Here is a 21,833-nt window from a genome sequence, read left to right as displayed (position 1 = left end):
GCTTACGGCTCGACGAACCGCCAGCCCCGGTCGCCCGCCTCGATCCGGCCGGTCCGGCTGAGATGGCTGCCGGTGACCAGCCAGCCATGCTTCGCCGCCTCTTCCAACAGGAAGCGGCGGCTTCGCACGGCCTGCGCCGGGTCGAGGTCGTAGGTCAGGCCGACCTCCGGGTCCTCGATCTGCGGATCGCCGAGATGGATGGCGTCGGCCCAGATCAGCAGGCTGTCCCGTCCCTCGCCGATGCGATAGCCGCTCTGCCCGGGCGTGTGGCCGGGCAGCGGCACGGCCTCGACGTCCGGCATGCCCTCGACCGGCCCCGGCGCTATGGTCCGGATCCGGCCGGCATAGGCGCGGCCCAGGTCGGCCACCGTCTTGAAGTTGCCGCGGCGGTTCGGCGGGAAGGTCTCGGCGACGGCCGGATCGCCGAAGAAGGCGAAATCCTGCTCCGGGAACAGGATCTCGGCCCGCGGCAGCCAGGGCCGGTCGCCGTCGAGCAGGCCCAGGGCGTGGTCGCCGTGCGGATGGGTCAGCAGCACGCGATCGACCTCCTCGGGCCGCACGCCGGCCGCCGCCAGGGCGGCGCGCGCCTTGCCCAGCGCCGGCCCCCAATGGTCGCCCGTGCCGGCATCGATCAGCGAGACGCCGTTCGGCCCCGTCAGGAGATAGCAGTTGACGTCGATGCTGATCTTGTCGCCGGGCCAGCCGTCGACCAGGCGCCGGGTGGCGTCCTCGCCGGCGGCATGGGTCAGCACGGTCTTCGGGGCCTCGAAGATGCCGTCGAGCAGCACGGTGACGTCGTAGGCGCCGAAGCGCCCGGCAACAGCGGCCATGTCGATTCCTCTCGATGGAGGAGCTGCCTGTGCGCTCGGGGCCGCTCCGTCATCGCCAAGGCTAGCCGGGCGATGACGACGAGCGGAAGGCCGGAGACCGGTGGTCTGCCATTACAGGATGAACTTGCTCAGATCGGCGTTCCTGGTGAGGGCCCCGACCTTGTCGTGGACATAGGCGGCGTCGATCCTGACCGTCTCGCCGGAGCGATCGGAGGCGGTGAAGCTGACCTCGTCCAGCAGGCGCTCCAGCACCGTGTGCAGCCGGCGGGCGCCGATGTTCTCGACCGCGCGGTTGACCTCGGCCGCCAGGTCGGCCAGGGCGTCGATCGCGTCCTCGGTGAAGTCCAGCGTCACCTCCTCGGTGCCGAGCAGGGCGGTGTACTGCTTGACCAGGCTGTGCTCCGGCTCGGTCAGGATGCGGCGGAAATCGTCGCGCGACAGGGCCTGCAGCTCGACCCGGATCGGCAGGCGGCCCTGCAGCTCCGGCAGCAGGTCGGACGGCTTGGCCAGCTGGAACGCGCCGGAGGCGATGAACAGGATGTAGTCGGTGCGCACCGTGCCGTGCTTGGTCGCCACCTGGGTGCCCTCGATCAGCGGCAGCAGGTCGCGCTGCACGCCCTCGCGGCTGACATCGGCGCCCTGCCGCTCCGACCGCGCCGTGATCTTGTCGATCTCGTCCAGGAACACGATGCCATGCTGCTCGACCAGGTGGATCGCCTCGGCCGTCACCTTCTCCTGGTCCAGGAGCTTGTCCGATTCCTCGGCCAGCAGCACGGCGTGGCTCTCGGTCACGGTCATGCGGCGCGGCTTGGTGCGGTTGCCGAAGGCCTTGCCGAACACGTCGTTGAGGTTGAGCATGCCCATCTGGGCGCCCGGCATGCCGGGGATGTCGAAGGTCGGCAGCCCGCCGCCGGTGTCGGCGACCTGGATCTCGATCTCGCGGTCGTTCAGCTGGCCCTCGCGCAGCATCTTGCGGAACTTCTGCCGCGTCTCGGCCGAGGCGCTCTCGCCCACCAGCGCGTCCAGCACCCGCTCCTCGGCGCGGATCTCGGCCTTGGCCGCGACCTCCTTGCGCAGCGTCTCGCGGGTCATCTTGATCGCGATCTCCAGGAGGTCGCGGACGATCTGCTCGACATCGCGGCCGACATAGCCGACCTCGGTGAACTTGGTGGCCTCGACCTTCAGGAACGGCGCGTTGGCCAGCTTCGCCAGGCGGCGCGCGATCTCGGTCTTGCCGACGCCGGTCGGGCCGATCATCAGGATGTTCTTCGGCAGCACCTCCTCGCGCAGCGCCTCCGGCAGCTGCTGGCGGCGCCAGCGGTTGCGCAGGGCGATGGCGACGGCGCGCTTGGCGTCGTGCTGGCCGACGATGAAGCGGTCGAGCTCGGAGACGATCTCGCGCGGGCTGAAATTGGCGGTGTCGGTCATAGTGAGTCCTTCGCGGCGTCGGGACGGCGGATCGGCAGAGCCGCGATCACAGGCTTTCCAGCGTCACGTTGTGGTTGGTGTAGATGCAGATGTCGCCGGCGATCTTCATCGCCTTGCGCGCGATGGTCTCGGCGTCCAACTCGGGGTGCTCCATATAGGCCCGGGCGGCGGCCAGGGCGAAGGGCCCACCGGAGCCGATGCCGATCAGCCCGTCATCGGGCTCCAGCACGTCGCCGGTGCCGGTCAGGATCAGCGACACTCGGGCGTCGCACACCGCCATCATCGCCTCCAGCCGGCGCAGATAGCGGTCGGTGCGCCAGTCCTTGGCCAGCTCGACGCAGGCGCGGGCCAGCTGGCCCGGATGCTTCTCCAGCTGGGCCTCCAGCCGCTCGAACAGGGCCATGGCGTCGGCCGTCGCCCCGGCGAAGCCGGCGATGACGCTGCCGTCGCCCAGGCGGCGCACCTTGCGGGCGGTGCCCTTCATCACGGTATTGCCGGCGGTGACCTGACCGTCGCCGGCGATGACGACATGGCCGTTCTTGCGCACGGCGAGGATGGTGGTGCCGTGCCAGGCGGCACTCTCGGAAGACGACATGCGGAAATCCGGAAACGCTGGGGTTGTGACGGGCCGTCCGGCCCGCATCGCCTAGATTGGACCGTCCGGTGGGGGGATCAAGTCTTGCGGACCGTTCCCGCGGGGATCACGCCGGTGGGCGTTGGCGAGTCCAGCCGTGCTTCGCGGCGATCCTGGCAAACACCTCGTCAGCAGGGGACACGCGGCCTTCGCGCATTGCGGCAAGGCCTTCCTCGATGCGCTGCACCTGCCACGGCTTGGCGGTGCGGATCGTGATGGCCTCGGCGGGTGAGGTCTGGCTCATTCGTCATTCCCTGTGCTTTCCCGCAATCATAGGATGAGGGCCGGTCAACGGAAAGACGCCGACCGCCAGCCATGCCAGCTTTCCCCGCGCCCGGCCTGCAGGCCCCCTGCTCTCCGGGCATGGCTCGGCGGCTGGCGATGCACCGGGCTTCCTGTTAAGACACCAGCCATGGACGGAACCAACCCAGCCCCCGTCGCGCCGGTCCGCTCGGCCACGGTCGACCGCGCCACCCGTGAGACGCGGATCAGCGCCACGGTCGATCTCGACGGCACCGGCCGCTCCGACATCCAGACCGGTGTCGGCTTCCTCGACCACATGCTGGACCAGCTGGCCCGGCACGGCCTGTTCGACCTGACGGTGCGGGCCGAGGGCGACCTCCATATCGACTTCCACCACACCACCGAGGATGTCGGCATCACCCTCGGCCAGGCCTTCGCCAAGGCGCTGGGCGACCGCCGCGGCATCCAGCGCTACGGCGAGGCGCATGTGCCGATGGACGAGGCGCTGTCCCGCGTTGCCGTCGACATCTCGGCCCGGCCCTATCTGGTCTGGGACGTCCGCTTCACCCGCGACAAGCTGGGCGAGATGGACACCGAGCTGTTCCGCGAATGGTTCCACGCCTTCGCCCAGAACGCCGGGCTGACGCTGCACGTCGCCAACCTGTACGGTGAGAACAACCACCATATCGTCGAAAGCTGCTTCAAGGCGCTGGCCCGCGCGCTGCGCGCCGCGACCGCGATCGACAGCCGCCGCCCCGACGCCGTGCCCTCGACCAAGGGCACGCTCGGCGGCTCCCTCTAGCCCCGGGACTCCCGCAATGGCCATCGCCGTGATCGACTACGGCTCCGGCAATCTCCGCTCGGCCGCCAAGGCGCTGGAACGCGCCGCGGCGGAGCGCGGGGCGGCGCAGGAGATCATCGTCACCGCCGATGCCGAGGTGGTGCGCCGGGCCGACCGGCTGGTGCTGCCGGGCGTCGGCGCCTTCGGCGACTGCAGCCAGGCGCTGGGCGCCCTGCCGGAGATGCGCGAGGTGCTGGAGGAGCGGGTGCGGAAGGCCGGCGTACCCTTCCTCGGCATCTGCGTCGGCATGCAGGTGATGGCCGGCGTCGGCCATGAGCATGGCGACTTCCTCGGCCTCGACTGGATCCACGGCGCGGTGGTGCCGCTGGCCCCGTCCGATCCCGACCTGGTGGTGCCGCAGATGGGCTGGAACAGCCTGGCGGTGGAGGAGGAGCATCCGGTGCTGGACGGGCTGGCCGGCCAGGACGTCTATTTCGCCCATTCCTACGTCATGGTGCCGGCCGACCCGGCCGAGGTGCTGGCGACGGTCGATTACGGCGGGCCGCAGACCGCCGCGGTCGGCTGCGACAACTGGATCGGCGTGCAGTTCCACCCGGAGAAGAGCCAGGCCGCCGGCCTCAGGCTGCTCGGCAATTTCGTGACCTGGACGCCATGACCGGCGCCCTCCTGAAAGCCACGCCATGACCGATACGGCAGCCTCGGTGCCGGCGGTGTCCGTCGGCCGGCTCGAGCGGTTCCGCAGCAGCGACCTGCACGACCTGTGCGACGCGGCCGAGCTCGCCATCCTCGAGGGCGGCGGCTTCGGCTGGATCAAGCCGCCGCCGCGCGAGACCATGGAGCGCTACTGGGGCGGCGTGGTGGTGATGCCGGGCCGGCACCTGTTCGTCGGCCGGCTCGACGAGGTCATCGCCGGCGCCATCCAGCTGGTCGAGCCGCCGTCGAACAACGAGGCGCAGGCCTTCGCCGCCGGCCTGTCCGGCATGTTCGTCGCGCCCTGGGCCCGCGGCCACGGGCTGGCGCGGATGCTGGCCGAGGCGGCGGAGGCCGAGGCGCGGGCGCGCGGTTACCGCCTGCTGACCCTGGACGTGCGCGAGACCCAGACCGCGGCGATCCATGTGTTCGAACGCTTGGGATTCGTCCGCTGGGCGACGAACCCGTATTATGCCCGCGTGAACGGCCGCCTGATCGGCGGCTGCTACTTCCACAAACCGCTGATCCCGCTGACCGAGGCGGGGCTGGACCCGACGCCATGATCCTCTATCCGGCCATCGATCTGAAGGACGGCCACTGCGTCCGTCTCGTCCGCGGCGAGATGAGCGAAGCCACGGTGTTCAACCTGGATCCGGTGGAACAGGCCAGGGCCTTCGCCGAGCAAGGCTTCGCCTGGATCCATGTGGTCGACCTGAACGGCGCCATCGCCGGCCATCCGGTGAACGCCGAAGCGATCGGCGGCATCCTCAAGGCCACCTCGCTGCCGGTGCAGCTGGGTGGCGGCATCCGCGATCTGGAGCGGATCGAATTCTGGCTCGAGCGCGGTGTCGCTCGGGTGGTGCTGGGCACGGTCGCGGTGCGCGACCCGGAGCTGGTGCGCGAGGCCTGCCGCCGCTGGCCGGGCCGGATCGCCGTCGGCATCGACGCGCGGGAAGGTTTCGTGGCGATCGAAGGCTGGGTCAAGACCTCGACCGTTAAGGCGCTGGACCTGGCGCTGCGCTTCGAGGATTCCGGCGTCGCCGCGATCATCTACACCGACATCAACCGCGACGGCGCCATGGGCGGGCTGAACGTCGAGGCCACGGCCGACCTGGCCTTCGCCCTGACCACGCCGGTGATCGCCTCGGGCGGGGCCTCCTCGCTCGACGACCTGCGGGCGATCAAGCGCGAGCAGAAGTCGGGCATCGCCGGGGTGATCTGCGGCCGCGCCCTCTATGACGGCCGGATCGACCCGAGGCAGGCTCTGGCCATCCTGTCGGGTCCGGTGCCGGTGGAGGCGTAAGCCATGCTCAAGGTCCGGGTCATCCCCTGCCTCGACGTCAAGGACGGCCGGGTGGTCAAGGGCGTCAACTTCGAGAACCTGGTCGATGCCGGCGATCCGGTGGAGCAGGCCCGGCACTACGACCGCGAGGGCGCGGACGAGCTGGTCTATCTCGACATTGCCGCGACCAACGAGAATCGCGGCGTGCTGTTCGACGTGGTCCGCCGCACTGCCGAGCAGGTGTTCATGCCGCTGACCGTGGGCGGCGGCGTGCGCAGCGTCGACGATGTGCGGGCGCTGCTGCTGGCCGGGGCCGACAAGGTGTCGATCAACTCCGCCGCCGTGGCCCGGCCGGAGTTGGTGTCCGAGGCCGCGGTCAAGTTCGGCCGGCAATGCGTGGTGGTGGCGATCGACGCCAAGCAGGTGTCGCCCGGCCAGTGGGAGATCTTCACCCATGGCGGCCGCAAGGGCACCGGCATCGACGCGGTCGACTGGGCCGACCGGATGGCCGCGGCCGGCGCCGGCGAGCTGCTGGTGACGTCGATGGACCGCGACGGCACCAAGGAAGGCTTCGACCTCGGGCTGCTCAAGGCGATCCGCCAGGTGGTCGGTATCCCGATCATCGCCTCGGGCGGCGTCGGCACGCTGCAGCATCTCGCCGACGGGGCGCTGTCCGGCGGCGCCACCGGGCTGCTCGCCGCCTCGATCTTCCATTTCGGCACCTATTCGATCGCCCAGGCCAAGCAGCACCTGGCCGAGGCCGGGCTGCCGGTGCGGATGGCGGCATGAGCGGGGACAAGGCCGTCGACGCCCGGGTGCTGGACCGGCTGGCCGCCGTGATCCGGTCGCGGCAGGGCGCCGACCCGGCCTCCAGCTACACCGCCAAGCTGTTCGCCCGCGGCCGGCCGAAGATCGCCCAGAAGCTGGGCGAGGAGGCGGTCGAGACGGTGATCGAGGCGATCCGCGGCGATGCCGACGCCATCGCCGCCGAAAGTGCCGACCTGCTCTACCACCTCCTGGTGCTGTGGGCCGATGCCGGGGTGGCGCCGGAGACGGTCTGGGCGGCGCTGGAGGCGCGGGAAGGCACCAGCGGCATCGCCGAAAAGGCGGCACGGCCGACGGAGTGACCGCGCCCGCCCGTGCGGGAGAGGCCGGCCGGGACCGCGACATCACGTCGCCGCCGGCATGACAAACGTCGCTGGATGGCGGCTGAATTTCGCCGCGATTCAGCAGCATGTGTCACATTCATCAGCGAAGACCCGGTGGAGAGGACGACCGATGGCCTATGATCCGAACAACGTCTTCGCCCGCATCCTGCGCGGCGAGCTGCCATGCAGGAAGATCTACGAGGACGACCACGTCCTGGCCTTCCACGACATCGGTCCAAAGGCGCCGGTGCATGTCCTAGTCATCCCCAAGGGCGCCTATGTCTCGATGGACGATTTCTCGGAGCGCGCCAGTGACGCCGAGGTCGCGGCCCTGACCCGGGCGGTCGGCCGGATCGCCCGCGATCTCGGCCTGGCCGCGCCCGGCTACCGCATCCTGTCGAATATCGGCGGCGACGGGCACCAGGAGGTGCCGCATCTGCATATCCACATCTTCGGCGGCCGGCCGCTCGGCCGCATGCTGGATCCCGCCATCGCCCCATGACCCTGCCGGTCTCCGCCGAGGCATCGGCGCCGGCCAGCCGCTCCGGCAGGCCGCGCCGGCGCACCGTCACCCTGGCCCGGACGCTCGCGGTCGCCATCGGCGGCCTGGTGGCGATCGCGGTCGCGGCGGTGCTCGCGATCTACTGGACCACGGCGGCGCGCACCACCTTCGACCTCTTGACCAACCAGGCCGAGATCGGCGTGGCCTCGGTCGAGGCGCAGCTGCGCCAGCATCTCGAGCCGGTGTCGAACGAACTCGGCAGCCTGGCCCTGCTGCTGCAGCAGGGGCGGCTCGATGCCGACAACATGGACCGGTTCTCGACCATGCTGACCGGCGCGCTGGCCGCCTCGCCGCAGGTGCGGTCGATCGCCTACCTGACCGAGGACATGCGCATCCGCGGCGTCACCCACCGGCAGGACGGCGACTACGAGACCTTCGACCAGCGGAACGAGGCGGAGCAGAGCCGCGAGGCGCTGGCCGAGGCGGCCGGCAAGGTCGACGCCTATTGGGGCGAGATCCTGTATCTGAAGGACGGGCCGCATGCGACGGTGATGAACCTGCGCCAGCCGGTGCGGCGCGACGGCAAGCTGGTCGGCGTGCTGTTCGCGGTGGTCACCGTGCAGGACCTGTCGAAGTTCCTGGCGCGGGTGTCCAGCGACCCGTCGCAGGTGCCGTTCATCCTCTACGGCGAGGACCGGGTCCTGGCTCATCCGCGCATGGCCGCCGACCCGCTGCCGGCCTCGGTGGAAGAGCCGCTGCCGCGGCTCGACCAGGTCGGCGACGACCTGCTCGCGGCGCTGTGGACCAAGGGCGCGCCGGTCACCGTGCGCAACCCGCGGGTGCGGATCCGCGAGGTCCAGATCGGCGACCAGGACGAGATCTTCCTGTACCGCACCATCTACGGCTTCGGCCCGACCCAGCTGATCCTCGGCATCCATGTGCCGGGCGACGCGATCGGCGCCGAGGTCTGGCGGGTGATCCGCGCCGGCCTGGCGGGCCTGGCGGTGATGGTGCTGGCGATCATCGTCGGCGTCTTCGTCGGCCGCATGATCGCCCGCCCGGTACGGGCGTTTTCCGACCAGGCGCGGGCGGTCGGGACGCTGGAGTTCGGCCAGCTGAAGCCGCTGCCGGGCAGCGTGTTCAAGGAGCTGAACGAGGGCGCCCAGGCCTTCAACACCATGCTGGTCGGGCTGCGCTGGCTCGAGACCTATGTGCCGAAAAGCCTGGTCCGCCGGCTGATCACCAAGGGCGACGGCGAGGACGTGGTATCGATCGAGCGGATCATGACGGTGATGTTCACCGACATCGCCAATTTCAGCGCGGCGGCGGAGCGGCTGCCGGCGGCGCGGATCGCGGCCTATCTGAACGAGCATTTCGCCATGCTGGCGCGCTGCGTCGAGGCCGAATCCGGCACCATCGACAAGTTCATCGGCGACTGCCTGATGGCGTTCTGGGGCGCGCCGGAGAAGCTGAAGGACCATGCGCCGCGGGCGGCCCGTGCGGCGCTGGCCATCGCCGCGGTGATGCAGGCCGAGAACGACCGCCGCGCCACTTCCGGCCGGCCGCGGCTGCGGCTGCGCATCGGGCTGCACAGCGGCCCGGTGGTGGTCGGCAACATCGGCGCGCCGGGGCGCACCAACTACACCATCGTCGGCGACACCGTGAACATCGGCAACCGGCTGGAGCAACTGGGCAAGGTGCTGTCGCGCGACGAGGACACGACGATCCTGATCAGCGCCGAGACCGCGGCCCTGCTGGGCCCGGAATTCGAGATGGAAAGCCTGGGCCCGCGCCGCGTCCGCGGCCGCAACGGGGAGGTGGAGATCTTCCGCCTGGTGGGGATCAAGCCGGCCGCCTGAGCCGCCCCGCTTCGCACCGCAATTCCGCCACCTTGGTCCCCCTGAATCGGCATCAGCCAGGGAGGGGGAACAGCCATGTCATCCGATCGCGATCTGGGTATGGGCCGGCCGATCAGCCGGCGCGACTTTCTCGACGGCGTCGCCCTGACGGTGGGCGCAGCCACGCTGAGCGGGCCGTTGGCCCGCAGCGCCTTCGCCGCCTGGCCGGCCGCCAATCCGCCGAAGCTGACCGGGCTGCGCGGCCACCACGAAGGCTCGTACAGCGTCATGCACTCGGTGCGCGACGGCACCTTCTGGGACAGGGCCGGGGCGCCGGAGCCGACCGGCGAGCGCTACGACCTGGTGGTGGTCGGCGGCGGCATCTCCGGCCTGGCCGCGGCGGTGCAGTACCGCAAGCAGGCCGGGGCGGGCGTCCGCATCCTGGTGCTCGAGAACCACGACGATTTCGGCGGCCACGCCAAGCGCAACGAGTTCACCAGCGCCAGTGGCCGCATGGTCCTCGGCTATGGCGGGTCGCAGTCGCTGCAGACGCCCAGCTATTTCAGCCCGGCGGTCAATGCGCTGCTGGCCGATATCGGGGTCGAGCCGAAGCGGTTCGAGCAGTATTACGACCAGGGCTGGGCCGAGGCGCGAGGCCTCGGCCGCGCCGTGTTCTTCCCGAAGGAGACGTTCGGCGCCGACGCGCTGGTGAAGGAGGCGGAGGCCGCCGCCGACTGGGTGCCGCGGACGCCGCTGACCGACAAGGCCAAGCAGGACCTGATCGCCCTGATCGATTCGCCGGCCGACTACCTGCCCGGCCTGTCGCGGGCCGAGAAGCTGGACCGGCTGTCGAAGACCACCTATGCCGGGTTCCTGACCGATCTGGTGAAGGCAGACCCGCAGCTGGTGGCGTATTTCCAGGGCTCGACCGAGGCGTATTTCGGCGTCGGCATCGACGCCACCACCTGCCTCGACGCCTGGGCCAACGGCAATCCCGGCTTCGACGGCATGGATCTGGGCGACGGGGCCTATCGGACCATGAGCCCCAGCGGCCGCCTGGCCCGCACCGACCCGGACGACTACATCTACCATTTCCCGGACGGTAACGCCGGGGTCGCCCGGGCGCTGGTACGGTCGCTGATCCCGGCCGCCATCCCCGGCAGCACCATGGAGGACCTGGTCCTCGCCCAGGCCGACTACGGCCAGCTGGATGTCGACGGCCAGCCGGTGCGGATCCGGCTGGGCTCGACCGTGGTGCGGGTGAAGCACCAGGGCGATCCGGCCGCCGCCAAGGCGGTGGATATCTCCTACGTCCAGGATGGCAAGCTGCGCACCGTCCAGGCCGGCCATGTGGTGCTGGCCTGCTGGCACCGGGTGATCCCGTTCCTGACCGACGAGCTGTCGGCGGCGCAGGTCGAGGCGCTGCGCGACCAGCAGAAGGTGCCGCTGATCTACACCAACGTCCTGATCCGCAACTGGACCGCCTTCGCCAAGCTCGGCATCGACGGCTTCGAGGCGCCGGGCCATTTCTGGTCGGGGGCGGAGATCGATTTCCCGGTGAGCATGGGCGGCTACAGCTTCGCCGACAAGCCGGAGGATCCGGTGCTGCTGCATCTCAGCAAGATACCGCTGCAGCCCGGCCTGTCCTCGCGCGAGCAGTCGCTGGCCGGGCGCATCCAGCTGACCCGGCTGACCTTCGAGGAGATGGAGCGCGAGATCCGCGACCTGCTCGGCCGGGCCCTGTCGGGCGGCGGCTTCGATCCGGCGCGCGATATCGAGGCGATCACCGCGAACCGCTGGTCGCACGGCTACGCCTATGAATACATGCGGCCCTGGGACGCCTTCTGGCCGGACGGCCCGCTGCCGATCGTGGCGGCGCGCAAGCCCTGGGGCCGGATCGCGATCGCCAACGCCGATTCCGGCGCCTATGCCTATGTCCATTCGGCGATCGACCAGGCCACCCGGGCGGTGCGCGAGCTGCTGGGCACGCCCGACGGCGCCCCCGCCTTCGCCGACTTCCCCGGCCCGCCGCGCGACCAGCTGGGGCTGCTCTGAGCAGCACCCTCCTCGTAGGTTGGGTTCGCGATAGCGAACCCAACATTCCGACGTCGTACCGGCGGCGCCAAGTTGGGTTCGCCATGCGAACCCAACCTACGATTCTCGGTTATCCCGCCCGCACCGCCTGCAGCAGGCTGGTCGTCGCGAAGCCGTCCGGGACCAGGCCCTTCGAAGTCTGCCAGGCGCGGATCGCGCCGCGCGTCGCCGGGCCGATCAGCCCGTCCGGTGCGCCGCCGATGGAGAAGCCCCTCGACGCCAGAAGCGACTGCAGCTCCAGCACCTCGCTGCGCGAGAGCGGCTGCTCGCCCCGCGGCCAGGCGCCCGCGATCGGGCCGCCGCCGGCCAGCCGGTCGGACAGGGTGGCGACCGCGAGCGCGTAGCTGGTCGAGTTGTTGTACTTCATGATCACGCTGAAGTTCGGGCCGACCAGGAAGGCCGGGCCGCGGGCGCCGGCCGGGGTGATCACCGAGGCATCGCCCAGCGCCGGCAGGCTGCGGCCGGAGACCGGCTTCACCCCCAGCGCCGCCCATTGCGCCACCGGCCGCCTGGTGCTCAGCTCCGCCACCGAATAGTCGAAGCCGGGCGGCAGGGTGACCTCGACGCCCCAGGGCTGGCCGCGCTGCCAGCCCGACTGCGCCAGGTAGTTGGCGGTCGAGGCCATGACGTCGGGGATGCTGCCCCAGATGTCGCGGCGGCCGTCGCCGTCGGCATCGACGGCGGAGCTCAGGAACACCGTCGGCAGGAACTGGGTGTTGCCCATGGCGCCGGCCCAGGAGCCGAGCATGCGGTCACGGCTGATGTCGCCCTGCTGCAGGATCTGCAGCGCGGCGAACAGCTGTTCCTTGGCCCAGTCCTGGCGGCGGCCCTCGTAGCCGAGCGTCGCCAGGGCGTCGATCACCTCGGTGCTGCCGAAGTTCTGGCCGTAATTGCTCTCGATGCCCCAGATCGCGGTGACGATCTCCTTCGGCACGCCGTAGCGCTGCTCCGCCGCGCTGGCGGTCGACCCCCATTGCGCCAGCATCGCCTGGCCGGCGCGGATGCGGTCGGCCGAGACCGAGCGGTCGAGATAGTCCCAGATGGCGCGGGTGAACTCGGCCTGCGACTGGTCGGATTCGATCACGTTCGGCAGGAACTGCACGGTGTCGAACGCGCTGGCCAGCGTCGCCTGGCCGATGCCGCGGGCCGCGGCATCGGCCCGGAACGCCGCCACCCATTGCGGGAAGCCCTGCGCCTCGGACTGGGCCGGAGGGAAAGCCTGGCCGCCGGGCGTCGGGGTCGGCACCACCGGCTGGCCCTGGCCCGAGCTCTGGCAGCCGGCCAGCAGCATCACCCCGGCCAGCACCGCCATCCGCGTGGTCATCGACATGGGCCCTCTCCGCGATTCCGAATCAGTCGGTGAACGTCGCGGCAAAGTGCCCGGAGATCAAGGCCGGAAGGGGGCATGGCCGCCGCAGACGCCTCGCGGCGGTCACCCTTGCGGCACGCCGGGGAAGGCGTCGAGGGGGATCTTCAGGTAGCGACGGCCGTTCGCCTCGGGCTCGGGCAGGCGGCCGCCGCGGATGTTCACCTGCAGCGCCGCCAGCATCAGCGCCGGCAGCGGCAAAGTCCGGTCGCGGTCCTGGCGCAGCGCCACGAACTCGGCCTCCGACACGGCGGCGACGTGGATGTTGCGCTCCTTCTGGTCGGCGACGGTGCTCTGCCAGCGCGGCTCGCGCCCGTCCGGCTGGTAGTCGTGCCCGGTGAACAGGCGCGTGTCGTCCGGCAGGGCCAGGATGCGCTGGATCGAGGCCCAGAGCTCGCGGGCATCGGCGCCCGGGAAGTCGGCCCGCGCCGTGCCGCCATCGGGCATGAACAGCGTGTCGTGGATGAAGGCGGCGTCGCCGACGAGATAGGTGATCGAGGCCAGCGTGTGGCCCGGGCAGAACAGCACCCGGGCCTCCAGCGACCCGATGCGGAACCGGTCGCCGTCGCGGAACAGCCGGTCCCAGCCCGTCCCGTCGGTCGGCTGGTCCGGCAGGTTGTAGATCTCCCGCCACAGCGCCTGGACGCCGGCGACCTTCTCGCCGATCGCCGTCGGCGCGCCGGTTTTCGCCTTGAGATAGGCGGCGGCCGAGACGTGGTCGGCATGCGGATGGGTGTCGAGGATCCAGGCCACCCGCAGCCCGGACCGCGCGACATGGTCGAGGATCAGGTCGGCGTTGCGGGTCGAGACGGTGCCGGATTTCAGGTCGAAATCCAGCACCGGGTCGATGATCGCGCAGTCGCCGGTCTCACCGTCCGCCACCACGTACTGCACGCTGCAGGTCCGCGGATCGAAGATGGCGTGGACGATGGGCGGCGCGCCGGCCGATGTCATGGTCGATCGCTCGCGGATGCTCGTGGAAGACTCTCCGGCCATGGTGGCAAAATAATCCGCCGACGGGAATTTCAACCTGACATGAACATCAAGGGCGGAGTTCCAAATTCCAGCCCGTATCGGTAACAATAGCACAATAAATGTCGCAGACCTCTATCATGGAATTACGCAGTACTTTGGAGGAATTGACACTCCATCTCCGCTTAATTTCGGGGAATGACACGCGAATCGATCAGGACAGATACGAAAGACAGGATGACGTACAGCTCTCTGCCGATGGCCGGTGAAAAGCCGGAGTCTCGTCCTCAGCTTCGGGCCCGCAGCTCGGCCTGGGCGCGGCCGATGATGCCGGGATAGCGCTTGTCCGGGTACCACGGCATCTCGGCGATGCGGTCGAAGCCGGGGATCGTCTCCATGTGCCGCAGCATGCGCCGGCGCATCTCCGCATCGGGCAGGGGGCCGCGCAGGGCGGCGATGTTCTCGGCGGCGTGGTCCGGGTCGGCGGTCGCCGGCAGGGCGCAGGTCACGGCCGGGTGCGCGATCACCCATTTCAGGAAATAGGCCGCCCAGCTGCCGATGCCGAGCTCGGCGGCGAAATCGGGCAGCGGCCGGCCTTCGACGACCTTGAACAGGCGCGCCTTCTCGAACGGCATGTTGGCCAGGACGGCGGTGCCACGGTCCGCGGCGGCGGGCAGCACCCGCTCCTCGGCGCGCCGGTTGAAGATCGAGTAGTTGACCTGGACGAAATCGAGATCGCCCCGCTCGACCCAGCCGGCCAGGGGCTCCAGATAGGCATTCTCGTAGTGGGTCACGCCGAAAAGGCGGATCCGCCCTTCCTTCTTCCATACGCGCAGATACGGGACGATGAGCTCGACATTGACCAGGCTGTGGCACTGCATCAGGTCGATGCGGCCGCGCCACAGCCGGTCCTCCGACAGCCGCAGGCTGCGCAGGGCGTGGCTCTCATCGGCCAGGAAGTCACCCGTCACCCAGATCTTGTTGGCGATGAAGATGCGGTCGCCGATGCCGAGCGCGGTCGCGAAGTCGCCGACCGTGGTCTCCGCGGTGCCGTAGAGGGGCGAAGTGTCGACCACGCGGGCGCCACCCTCCCAATAGCGGCGCAGCACCTCGCGCAGATGGCCGCGCGGCGCGCCCGGCAGGGTGTCGAAGGTGAGGAAGGTGCCGAGCCCGATCGCCGGCAGCACCTCGCCGGTGCGCGGCACGGTGCGGGTGACGATGCCGTCCGCGGCGGCGGGCTGCTGGGCGCGGACGCCCGGGGGGCCGAGCAGCGCCGGCGCCGCGGCGAGGAGGCCGAGCGCCCCGCGCATCAGGCCGCGCCGATCGGTGGGAAGGAAAGGGTCCTGTCGCATGGCCGTGATCCGCTCCGGAGATGTGCGATGCGGAGTCTAGCGGCCGTCCCCGCGGCGGATGCGCCGGATCCTGACCGGCCTGCGCCCGATCCTGACCCGATCCGCGGGCGGGATGCGTCGGCGGGGCACACTGACACCCGAAATGGCCGAGCCTATCCTCGGCGCATCGGTCGAGACCGGAGTCGCGGAGACCGCATGGCATACGAGCGCAGGATCGAGCCGCGGGCCACCGGCTGGCGCAGCTTCGCCTGGGCCGGCGGCGTCTTCGACACGGCGCGCCGGCCCTACACCGAGGCGGTCGAGGGCACGATCCTGATCCCGCATCACCTGGTGCTCGTGACCCTTGCGGGCGGAGCGCGCCATCAGGAGGTGGTCTCGTCCTGCGGCCACCGCTATGTCGGAAGCGATCGGCCGGGCGCGGTGTCCTTCGTCCCGGCGGATTGCGAACGCCGGCTGCGGCTGCACGGAGTCGAGTCGGAATGGGCGTCCATCTCGCTCGACCCGGCGCTGCTGCAGGACGAGGTGTTCGACCGGGCCGGGCGCTCGCTGGACGGCACCGCCTTCACCAATCAGGACGCACCGTTCCTGGCCGGCATGGTGGCGGAGGCCGCGCGCCTTGCCGTCGTGGAAGGCGGGCTGGACCGGGCCTATGGCGAGGCGATGTCCTGGGCCCTGGCCCATCACCTCGTCCGGCGCTACGGCCACGCCACGTCGGCCGGCGGCCCGCGCGGCTGGGCGCTGCCGCCCTGGCGCCTGCGCCGTATCGTCGATTATGTCGACGCCCATCTCGGCGCCGAGATCCGGATCGCCGATCTCGCCCGTCTCGTCGGGCTCTCGCCCGGCCGGCTGCACCGGGCGTTCCGGGCGACGACGGGCCAAACGCCGCTCGCCTTCATCAACGACAGGCGGATCCGCCGTGCGATGCGGATGCTCGACATGGACGGCTGTTCCATCGCCGAGATCGCGCTGCGCTGCGGCTTCATCAGCCCGAGCCACTTCGCTCGCGTGTTCCGGAGCGTCGTCGGCATGGCCCCGTCGCGCTATCGCGCGGTGAACGGCACCGGGCCGCGAGACCCGGTCCTGCATCCGAATGGGACCGGATGCCGCAGCGGTTCGGTGGCATAGGACGGTCGCCGGATTCCCTGGCACAGTTGCGCGACAAACGGATCGTATCCTTCTCCTTCCGAATTCCCGGACCCGGCGCGCAGGCGGCGGTCCGCCGTGCATGGCCGGTCCTAGAGACGGAGCTGTCCATGGCTGTCGAACTGAACATCAACGGCCGGACCGAGCGGATCGACGCCCCGCCGGAGATGCCTCTCCTGTGGGCGCTGCGCGACGAGCTCGGCCTGGTCGGCACCAAATTCGGCTGCGGCGCCGGGCTGTGCGGCGCCTGCACCGTGCATCTCGACGGCGCCGCGGTGCGCGCCTGCCAGACGGCGATCGGCGATGTCGGCGGCGCCAAGGTCGTCACCATCGAGGCGATCGGCGCCACCGACATCGGCGCCCGGCTGCAGCAGGCCTGGCTGGCCTTCGACGTGATGCAGTGCGGCTACTGCCAAGCCGGGCAGATCATGTCCGCGGCCGCGCTGCTGGCGACCACGCCGGCGCCCGGCGACGACGACATCGATTCCGCCATGGCCGGCAATCTCTGCCGCTGCGGCACCTATACCCGCATCCGCACCGCCATCCACAGGGCGGCCGAACGGAAGGCGGCGGAAGGGAGGGCCGGCTGATGGGACACATCCTTCCCGAGGCGGCCCTGGATCGGCGCGCCTTCCTCAAGGCCTCGCTGCTGGTCGGCGGCGGGCTCCTGATCGACGCCACCCTGCCGGTCCGGGCAACCGCCGCCGGCGGGACCGGCGGCACGCTCGGCGCCTTCATCGCCATCGCGCCCGACGGCCGGGTGACGATCACCGGCAAGAACCCGGAGATCGGGCAGGGCATCAAGACCTCGCTGCCGATGATCATCGCCGACGAGCTGGACATCGACTGGGACCAGGTCACCGTGACCCAGGCGATGGTGGACGAGGCCGCCTACGGCCCGCAGACGGCAGGCGGCAGCCGGGCCACGCCGACCAACTGGATGCCGCTGCGCCAGGCCGGCGCCGCGGCGCGGGCGCTGCTGGTCGACGCCGCGGCCCGGCGCTGGGGCGTGCCGGCCGACAGCATCACCACCCGGTCCGGCCGGCTGCTGCACGAGGCCAGCGGACGCAGCCTGGGCTATGGCGACGTCGCGGCCGAGGCCGCGGCGCTGCCGATGCCCGATCCGGCCGAGGTCCGGCTGAAGGATCCGGCCGAGTTCCGCATCATCGGCAAGCCGATCGGCGGCTGCGACAGCCCGAAGGTGGTGCGGGGCGAGCCGATCTTCGGCATCGATACGCGCCTGCCCGGCATGCTGTACGCGGTGTTCGAGCGCTGCCCGGTGTTCGGCGGCACGCTGCGATCCGCCGATCTCGACGCCGCCCGCGGCCAGCCGGGCGTGCGCCAGGTGTTCACGGTCAAGGGCAACGGCCGGCCGGAAAGCCTGGTCGACGGCGTCGCGGTCCTGGCGACCAACTGGTGGCTGGCCAACCAGGCGCGGCAGGCGCTGAAGGTCGAATGGGACGAGGGGCCGGGCGCGGCGCAGAGCACCGACGGCTACGACGCCCGGGCCAGGGCGCTGTTCGACGGCACGCCTCAGGCCGAGCTGTTCCGCGCCGGGGATGTCGAAGGCGCGCTGGCCGGGTCCGCCAAGCGGATCACGGCGGACTACGCCTATCCGTATCTGTCGCATGCGCCGCTGGAGCCGCAGAACTGCACCGCCCTCTACCGCGAGGACGGCACGCTGGAGCTGTGGGCGCCGACCCAGATGCCGCAGCGCGGGCGCGGCCTGGTGGCCGAGGCGCTGGGGCTGAAGCCCGAGGCGATCACCATGCACATGCCGCGCATCGGCGGCGGCTTCGGCCGGCGGCTGATGAACGATTACGTCGTGCAGGCGGCGGCGATCGCGCGGCAGGTGCCGGGCACGCCGGTCAAGCTGGTGTGGTCGCGGACCGAGGACATCCAGCACGACTTCTACCGCCCGGCCGGCTGGCACCGCTTCACCGCCGGCTTCGACGCGGCCGGCAAGCCGACCGCCTTCGCCGCCCATTTCGTCACCCTGACCCGGGGCGGCAAGCCGGTGTCGGGCGGCGACTTCGACTTCCAGGAATTGCCGGCGCTGATGGTGCCGAACCTGTTGTTCGCCCAGTCGGGCATCGACAGCGTGGTGCCGACCGGGCCGATGCGGGCACCGCGGTCGAACGGGCTGGCCTGGGCCTACCAGTCCTTCCTCGACGAGGTGGCGGCCGAGGCCGGCACCGACTTGCCGACGCTGCTGCTGGGGCTGCTCGGCGAGCCCCGGGCGCTGCCGGCGCGGCAGGGGTCGCAGGTGCAGTTCCACACCGGCCGCGCCCGCGGCGTGATCCAGAGGGCCCTGGCAATGTCCAGCTGGCCGGTCAAGCCGGCGGCCGGCAGCGGCAAGGGCTTCGCCTTCTACTTCTGCCATCTCGGCTATTTCGCCGAGGTGGTGGAGGCGGCGGTGGCGCAGGACGGCACGGTGCGGGTGCCGCGGGTCTGGGTGGCCGGCGACATCGGCAGCCAGATCGTCAACCCGTCGGGCGCCGAGAACCAGGTGCGCGGATCGGTGATCGACGGGCTCGGCCAGGCGCTGGGCGGCCTCGCGATCACGCTGGCCGGCGGACGCGTCGAGCAGGAGAACTTCGACACCTACCCGCTGCCGCGGATCCCGGGCACGCCCGACATCGCGGTCGAGTTCATGGCCAGCGACTTTCCGCCGACCGGCCTGGGCGAGCCGGCGCTGCCGCCGGTGATCCCGGCGCTGTGCAACGCCGTCTTCGCCGCCACCGGCAAGCGGGTCCGCAAGCTGCCGCTGGACACCGCCGGCTTCACGCGGGCGTAGGCGCAAATGAAAAAAGGGGCGGCCCGAAGGCCGCCCCTGTCCATTCCGCCGAGGCGATGCCTCAGTTGGCGGCGTCGGTCTGGCGCTGCGCCTCTTCGCGCGGCAGCTCGGCGCCGGTCTGCTGGTCGATGAACTTCATCGACAGCTTGATCTTGCCGCGGTCGTCGAAGCCGAGGACCTTGACCTTGACCTCGTCGCCGACCTTGACGACGTCGGCCACCTTGGCGACGCGGCCGGGCCGCATCTCCGAGATGTGGACCAGGCCGTCGCGGCTGCCCAGGAAGTTGACGAAGGCACCGAAATCGACCGCCTTCACCACCTTGCCGCTATAGATCTTGCCGACCTCGGGCTCGGCGACGATGCCCTTGATCCAGTTGATCGCCGCCTCGGCCGCCGTCTCGTCGACCGCCGCCACCTTGATGGTGCCGTCGTCCTCGATGTCGATCTTGGCGCCGGTGGTCTCGGTGATCTCGCGGATCACCTTGCCGCCGGTGCCGATCACTTCGCGGATCTTGTCCTTCGGGATAGAGAAGGTGGTGATCCGCGGCGCGTTCTTGTTGACCTCGCCGCGGGCCGCCGACAGCGCCTTGGACATCTCGCCGAGGATGTGGACGCGGCCCTCGCGCGCCTGCTCCAGCGCGATCTTCATGATCTCCTCGGTGATCGAGGTGATCTTGATGTCCATCTGCAGGGCGGTGATGCCGCGCTCGGTGCCGGCCACCTTGAAGTCCATGTCGCCGAGATGGTCCTCGTCGCCCAGGATGTCGGTCAGGACGGCGAAGCGCTCGCCCTCCTTGATCAGGCCCATGGCGATGCCGGCCACCGGGCTGCCCAGCGGCACGCCGGCATCCATCAGCGCCAGCGACGAGCCGCAGACCGTGGCCATCGAGGAGGAGCCGTTCGACTCGGTGATCTCCGACACCACGCGGATGGTGTAGGGGAACTGCTCCTTCGACGGCAGGATCGGATGCACCGCGCGCCAGGCCAGCTTGCCGTGGCCGATCTCGCGGCGGCCCGGGCTGCCCATGCGCCCCGCTTCACCGACCGAATAGGGCGGGAAGTTGTAGTGCAGCATGAAGTTCTCGCGGTACTCGCCCTCGAGCGCGTCGATGATCTGCTCGTCCTGGCCGGTGCCCAGCGTGGTGACCACCAGCGCCTGGGTCTCGCCGCGGGTGAACAGGGCCGAGCCATGGGCCCGCTTCAGCACGCCGACCTCGGCGACGATCGGGCGGACCGTCTTGGTGTCGCGGCCGTCGATGCGCAGGCCGGTGTCCAGGATGCTGCCGCGGACGATGTCGCTCTCGAAGTCCTTGAACACGCCCGAACCGACGGCCAGCTCGGCCTCGTTGCCCTCGAGCAGGGCCAGCGCCTTCTCCTTGACCGCGTCGACCGCGGCGTAGCGGTCCTGCTTGCGCACGATCTTGTAGGCGTCGCGCAGCTCGCCGGCGACGGCCTGGAACTTGGCCTTGACGGAGGCGACCTCGGCCGGCTCCTCGCTCAGCGCCCAGGGCTCCTTGGCGCACAGCTCGGCCAGCTCGATGATCGCCTGGATCACCTGCTTGGCGGCGGCATGGCCGAAGGCGACGGCGCCGAGCATGATCTCCTCGGTCAGCTCATGCGCCTCGGACTCGACCATCAGCACGCCTTCGTCGGTGCCGGCGACCACGAGGTCGAGCTGGCTCTCGGCGGTCTGGGCGATCGTCGGGTTCAGCACGTACTGGCCGTCGATATAGCCGACGCGGGCGGCGCCGATCGGGCCCAGGAACGGGATGCCGGAGATGGTCAGGGCGGCGGAAGCGCCGACCAGGGCCGCGATGTCCGGATCATTCTCCAGATCGTGGCTCAGCACCGTGGCGACGACCTGGGTCTCGTTGCGGTAGCTCGGGTGGAACAGCGGGCGGATCGGGCGGTCGATCAGGCGGCTGACCAGCGTCTCGTTCTCGGACGGGCGGCCTTCGCGCTTGAAGAAGCCGCCCGGAATCTTGCCGGCGGCGAACGCCTTCTCCTGGTAGTTCACGGTCAGCGGGAAGAAGTCGAACTTCGACTTCTGCTTCGACCCGACCGCGGTGCAGAGCACGACGCTCTCGCCATAGGTGACGAGCACGGCGCCGTCGGCCTGGCGGGCGATCTTGCCCGTCTCGAGGACCAGCTTGCGGCCGCCCCAGTTGATCTCTTTGCGATAGATGTTGAACATCGCTTTTCCTTCATCGGACACCCCGTGCCTCGATGGGCCTATCGGGGTCGGGCCGCTCCACGCCGGGCCCGGGGGCGAAATACGACAAGCGCCGCCGGCAGGGTTGCCGGCGGCGCCGATGTCACGAAACGGATGTGCTGTCTGGTGCGGGACCGGCGCAGGCCTCCGCCGCGGGCGGCCGCATGATCGGTGGGATCCCGATCATCTGGCGACCCGGGCAAAGGCACTGGACGGGCATGCGTCGGATCAGCGGCGCAGGCCGAGACGCTTGATGACCTCGTCATAGCGCACGACGCTCTTGCGCTTGAGATAGTCGAGCAGGCGGCGGCGGCGGCCGACCATGATCAGAAGACCCCGACGGCTGTGGAAGTCCTTCGAGTGGGTCTTCAGGTGTTCGGTCAGGTTGGCGATGCGCTCGGACAGGATCGCGACCTGCACCTCCGGCGAACCGGTGTCCCCGGCCTTGGGGGCGTAGGCGCCAATGACTTCCTGCTTGCGCTCCGGCGTAATCGACATCG

At 70.4% G+C, this 21,833-nt stretch carries 21 protein-coding genes; 12 read left to right on the top strand and 9 right to left on the bottom strand.

Annotated elements, in window-relative coordinates:
* Nucleotides 1-2: 2 nt before the first annotated feature.
* From ACFW16_RS01870 to ACFW16_RS01855, 4 genes are all read right to left on the bottom strand, one after another.
* Entirely contained in the window at nucleotides 3-830 is an 828-nt protein-coding gene (locus tag ACFW16_RS01870) for an MBL fold metallo-hydrolase (protein WP_380301282.1), read from the bottom strand.
* Nucleotides 831-941: 111 nt separating this feature from the next.
* Nucleotides 942-2,258 (bottom strand): ATP-dependent protease ATPase subunit HslU, encoded by a 1,317-nt coding sequence (hslU, locus tag ACFW16_RS01865; protein WP_380301280.1) that lies wholly within the window; start codon nucleotides 2,256-2,258, stop codon nucleotides 942-944.
* A gap of 46 nt (nucleotides 2,259-2,304) precedes the next feature.
* The gene (gene hslV, locus ACFW16_RS01860; RefSeq protein ID WP_380301278.1) at nucleotides 2,305-2,853 is read right to left on the bottom strand and encodes an ATP-dependent protease subunit HslV; all 549 of its coding nucleotides are present in this window, start codon (nucleotides 2,851-2,853) and stop codon (nucleotides 2,305-2,307) included.
* Between the two features lie 106 nt (nucleotides 2,854-2,959).
* A complete protein-coding gene (locus ACFW16_RS01855; RefSeq protein ID WP_380301276.1) occupies nucleotides 2,960-3,136 on the bottom strand; it encodes a hypothetical protein in 177 nt (58 codons plus the stop codon).
* Nucleotides 3,137-3,304: 168 nt separating this feature from the next.
* Between ACFW16_RS01855 and hisB the strand changes: the two genes are divergently transcribed.
* From hisB to ACFW16_RS01810, 9 genes are all read left to right on the top strand, one after another.
* Nucleotides 3,305-3,937, top strand: a complete 633-nt coding sequence (gene hisB / locus ACFW16_RS01850) for an imidazoleglycerol-phosphate dehydratase HisB (RefSeq protein WP_380301274.1) — start codon at nucleotides 3,305-3,307, stop codon at nucleotides 3,935-3,937.
* A gap of 16 nt (nucleotides 3,938-3,953) precedes the next feature.
* Nucleotides 3,954-4,592: an imidazole glycerol phosphate synthase subunit HisH gene (gene hisH / locus ACFW16_RS01845; RefSeq protein ID WP_380301272.1), complete on the top strand. Its 639-nt coding sequence runs from the start codon at nucleotides 3,954-3,956 to the stop codon at nucleotides 4,590-4,592.
* Between the two features lie 25 nt (nucleotides 4,593-4,617).
* On the top strand, nucleotides 4,618-5,190 hold the full coding sequence (locus ACFW16_RS01840; RefSeq protein ID WP_380301270.1) for a GNAT family N-acetyltransferase: 573 nt from the start codon (nucleotides 4,618-4,620) through the stop codon (nucleotides 5,188-5,190).
* The gene (gene hisA / locus ACFW16_RS01835) at nucleotides 5,187-5,930 is read left to right on the top strand and encodes a 1-(5-phosphoribosyl)-5-[(5-phosphoribosylamino)methylideneamino]imidazole-4-carboxamide isomerase (protein ID WP_380301268.1); all 744 of its coding nucleotides are present in this window, start codon (nucleotides 5,187-5,189) and stop codon (nucleotides 5,928-5,930) included. The genes ACFW16_RS01840 and hisA overlap by 4 nt, the downstream gene beginning before the upstream one ends.
* A 3-nt stretch (nucleotides 5,931-5,933) precedes the next feature.
* Nucleotides 5,934-6,698 carry an imidazole glycerol phosphate synthase subunit HisF gene (gene hisF, locus ACFW16_RS01830; protein ID WP_380301266.1) on the top strand — a complete coding sequence of 255 codons (765 nt, stop codon included), beginning with the start codon at nucleotides 5,934-5,936 and terminating at the stop codon, nucleotides 6,696-6,698.
* Complete coding sequence (locus ACFW16_RS01825; protein WP_380301264.1) at nucleotides 6,695-7,036, top strand: phosphoribosyl-ATP diphosphatase; 342 nt, start codon at nucleotides 6,695-6,697, stop codon at nucleotides 7,034-7,036. Before hisF ends, ACFW16_RS01825 begins: the two co-directional genes overlap by 4 nt.
* Nucleotides 7,037-7,187: 151 nt before the next feature.
* Nucleotides 7,188-7,559, top strand: coding sequence for a histidine triad nucleotide-binding protein (locus ACFW16_RS01820; protein WP_380301262.1), 372 nt, complete (start codon nucleotides 7,188-7,190; stop codon nucleotides 7,557-7,559).
* Complete coding sequence (locus tag ACFW16_RS01815; protein WP_380301260.1) at nucleotides 7,556-9,418, top strand: adenylate/guanylate cyclase domain-containing protein; 1,863 nt, start codon at nucleotides 7,556-7,558, stop codon at nucleotides 9,416-9,418. Before ACFW16_RS01820 ends, ACFW16_RS01815 begins: the two co-directional genes overlap by 4 nt.
* A 75-nt stretch (nucleotides 9,419-9,493) precedes the next feature.
* A complete protein-coding gene (locus ACFW16_RS01810; protein WP_380301258.1) occupies nucleotides 9,494-11,452 on the top strand; it encodes an NAD(P)-binding protein in 1,959 nt (652 codons plus the stop codon).
* Between the two features lie 109 nt (nucleotides 11,453-11,561).
* On the opposite strand, the gene ACFW16_RS01805 is transcribed toward ACFW16_RS01810, so the two are convergent.
* The 3 genes from ACFW16_RS01805 to ACFW16_RS01795 form a co-directional block, all read right to left on the bottom strand.
* Nucleotides 11,562-12,821, bottom strand: a complete 1,260-nt coding sequence (locus ACFW16_RS01805; RefSeq protein ID WP_380301256.1) for a lytic murein transglycosylase — start codon at nucleotides 12,819-12,821, stop codon at nucleotides 11,562-11,564.
* 102 nt (nucleotides 12,822-12,923) lie between these two features.
* The gene (locus tag ACFW16_RS01800) at nucleotides 12,924-13,811 is read right to left on the bottom strand and encodes an MBL fold metallo-hydrolase (protein ID WP_380301254.1); all 888 of its coding nucleotides are present in this window, start codon (nucleotides 13,809-13,811) and stop codon (nucleotides 12,924-12,926) included.
* 305 nt (nucleotides 13,812-14,116) lie between these two features.
* Nucleotides 14,117-15,181, bottom strand: a complete 1,065-nt coding sequence (locus ACFW16_RS01795; RefSeq protein WP_380301252.1) for an aldo/keto reductase — start codon at nucleotides 15,179-15,181, stop codon at nucleotides 14,117-14,119.
* Between the two features lie 195 nt (nucleotides 15,182-15,376).
* Between ACFW16_RS01795 and ACFW16_RS01790 the strand changes: the two genes are divergently transcribed.
* The 3 genes from ACFW16_RS01790 (at nucleotide 15,377) to ACFW16_RS01780 (ending at nucleotide 19,121) form a co-directional block, all read left to right on the top strand.
* Nucleotides 15,377-16,306 (top strand): helix-turn-helix transcriptional regulator, encoded by a 930-nt coding sequence (locus ACFW16_RS01790; RefSeq protein WP_380301251.1) that lies wholly within the window; start codon nucleotides 15,377-15,379, stop codon nucleotides 16,304-16,306.
* Between the two features lie 128 nt (nucleotides 16,307-16,434).
* Nucleotides 16,435-16,914, top strand: a complete 480-nt coding sequence (locus ACFW16_RS01785) for a (2Fe-2S)-binding protein (protein WP_380301249.1) — start codon at nucleotides 16,435-16,437, stop codon at nucleotides 16,912-16,914.
* A complete protein-coding gene (locus ACFW16_RS01780) occupies nucleotides 16,914-19,121 on the top strand; it encodes a molybdopterin cofactor-binding domain-containing protein (protein ID WP_380301247.1) in 2,208 nt (735 codons plus the stop codon). Before ACFW16_RS01785 ends, ACFW16_RS01780 begins: the two co-directional genes overlap by 1 nt.
* Before the next feature lie 61 nt (nucleotides 19,122-19,182).
* On the opposite strand, the gene pnp is transcribed toward ACFW16_RS01780, so the two are convergent.
* Nucleotides 19,183-21,315, bottom strand: coding sequence for a polyribonucleotide nucleotidyltransferase (gene pnp, locus ACFW16_RS01775; protein WP_380301245.1), 2,133 nt, complete (start codon nucleotides 21,313-21,315; stop codon nucleotides 19,183-19,185).
* Between the two features lie 246 nt (nucleotides 21,316-21,561).
* Complete coding sequence (gene rpsO / locus ACFW16_RS01770) at nucleotides 21,562-21,831, bottom strand: 30S ribosomal protein S15 (protein WP_380301244.1); 270 nt, start codon at nucleotides 21,829-21,831, stop codon at nucleotides 21,562-21,564.
* Nucleotides 21,832-21,833: the final 2 nt, after the last annotated feature.

The sequence above is a fragment of the Inquilinus sp. NPDC058860 genome (genome assembly GCF_042743185.1).
GTDB lineage: Bacteria > Pseudomonadota > Alphaproteobacteria > DSM-16000 > Inquilinaceae > Inquilinus.
This window is presented reverse-complemented; position numbering and strand designations above follow the sequence as displayed.

Excerpts from the sequence above, each read along its gene's own strand:
- ACFW16_RS01870 (WP_380301282.1), bottom strand. The coding sequence starts at position 830 with ATGGCCGCTGTTGCCGGGCGCTTCGGCGCCTACGACGTCACCGTGCTG.
- hslU (WP_380301280.1), bottom strand. The coding sequence starts at position 2,258 with ATGACCGACACCGCCAATTTCAGCCCGCGCGAGATCGTCTCCGAGCTC.
- hslV (WP_380301278.1), bottom strand. The coding sequence starts at position 2,853 with ATGTCGTCTTCCGAGAGTGCCGCCTGGCACGGCACCACCATCCTCGCC.
- ACFW16_RS01855 (WP_380301276.1), bottom strand. The coding sequence starts at position 3,136 with ATGAGCCAGACCTCACCCGCCGAGGCCATCACGATCCGCACCGCCAAG.
- hisB (WP_380301274.1), top strand. The coding sequence starts at position 3,305 with ATGGACGGAACCAACCCAGCCCCCGTCGCGCCGGTCCGCTCGGCCACG.
- hisH (WP_380301272.1), top strand. The coding sequence starts at position 3,954 with ATGGCCATCGCCGTGATCGACTACGGCTCCGGCAATCTCCGCTCGGCC.
- ACFW16_RS01840 (WP_380301270.1), top strand. The coding sequence starts at position 4,618 with ATGACCGATACGGCAGCCTCGGTGCCGGCGGTGTCCGTCGGCCGGCTC.
- hisA (WP_380301268.1), top strand. The coding sequence starts at position 5,187 with ATGATCCTCTATCCGGCCATCGATCTGAAGGACGGCCACTGCGTCCGT.
- hisF (WP_380301266.1), top strand. The coding sequence starts at position 5,934 with ATGCTCAAGGTCCGGGTCATCCCCTGCCTCGACGTCAAGGACGGCCGG.
- ACFW16_RS01825 (WP_380301264.1), top strand. The coding sequence starts at position 6,695 with ATGAGCGGGGACAAGGCCGTCGACGCCCGGGTGCTGGACCGGCTGGCC.
- ACFW16_RS01820 (WP_380301262.1), top strand. The coding sequence starts at position 7,188 with ATGGCCTATGATCCGAACAACGTCTTCGCCCGCATCCTGCGCGGCGAG.
- ACFW16_RS01815 (WP_380301260.1), top strand. The coding sequence starts at position 7,556 with ATGACCCTGCCGGTCTCCGCCGAGGCATCGGCGCCGGCCAGCCGCTCC.
- ACFW16_RS01810 (WP_380301258.1), top strand. The coding sequence starts at position 9,494 with ATGTCATCCGATCGCGATCTGGGTATGGGCCGGCCGATCAGCCGGCGC.
- ACFW16_RS01805 (WP_380301256.1), bottom strand. The coding sequence starts at position 12,821 with ATGTCGATGACCACGCGGATGGCGGTGCTGGCCGGGGTGATGCTGCTG.
- ACFW16_RS01800 (WP_380301254.1), bottom strand. The coding sequence starts at position 13,811 with ATGACATCGGCCGGCGCGCCGCCCATCGTCCACGCCATCTTCGATCCG.
- ACFW16_RS01795 (WP_380301252.1), bottom strand. The coding sequence starts at position 15,181 with ATGCGACAGGACCCTTTCCTTCCCACCGATCGGCGCGGCCTGATGCGC.
- ACFW16_RS01790 (WP_380301251.1), top strand. The coding sequence starts at position 15,377 with ATGGCATACGAGCGCAGGATCGAGCCGCGGGCCACCGGCTGGCGCAGC.
- ACFW16_RS01785 (WP_380301249.1), top strand. The coding sequence starts at position 16,435 with ATGGCTGTCGAACTGAACATCAACGGCCGGACCGAGCGGATCGACGCC.
- ACFW16_RS01780 (WP_380301247.1), top strand. The coding sequence starts at position 16,914 with ATGGGACACATCCTTCCCGAGGCGGCCCTGGATCGGCGCGCCTTCCTC.
- pnp (WP_380301245.1), bottom strand. The coding sequence starts at position 21,315 with ATGTTCAACATCTATCGCAAAGAGATCAACTGGGGCGGCCGCAAGCTG.
- rpsO (WP_380301244.1), bottom strand. The coding sequence starts at position 21,831 with ATGTCGATTACGCCGGAGCGCAAGCAGGAAGTCATTGGCGCCTACGCC.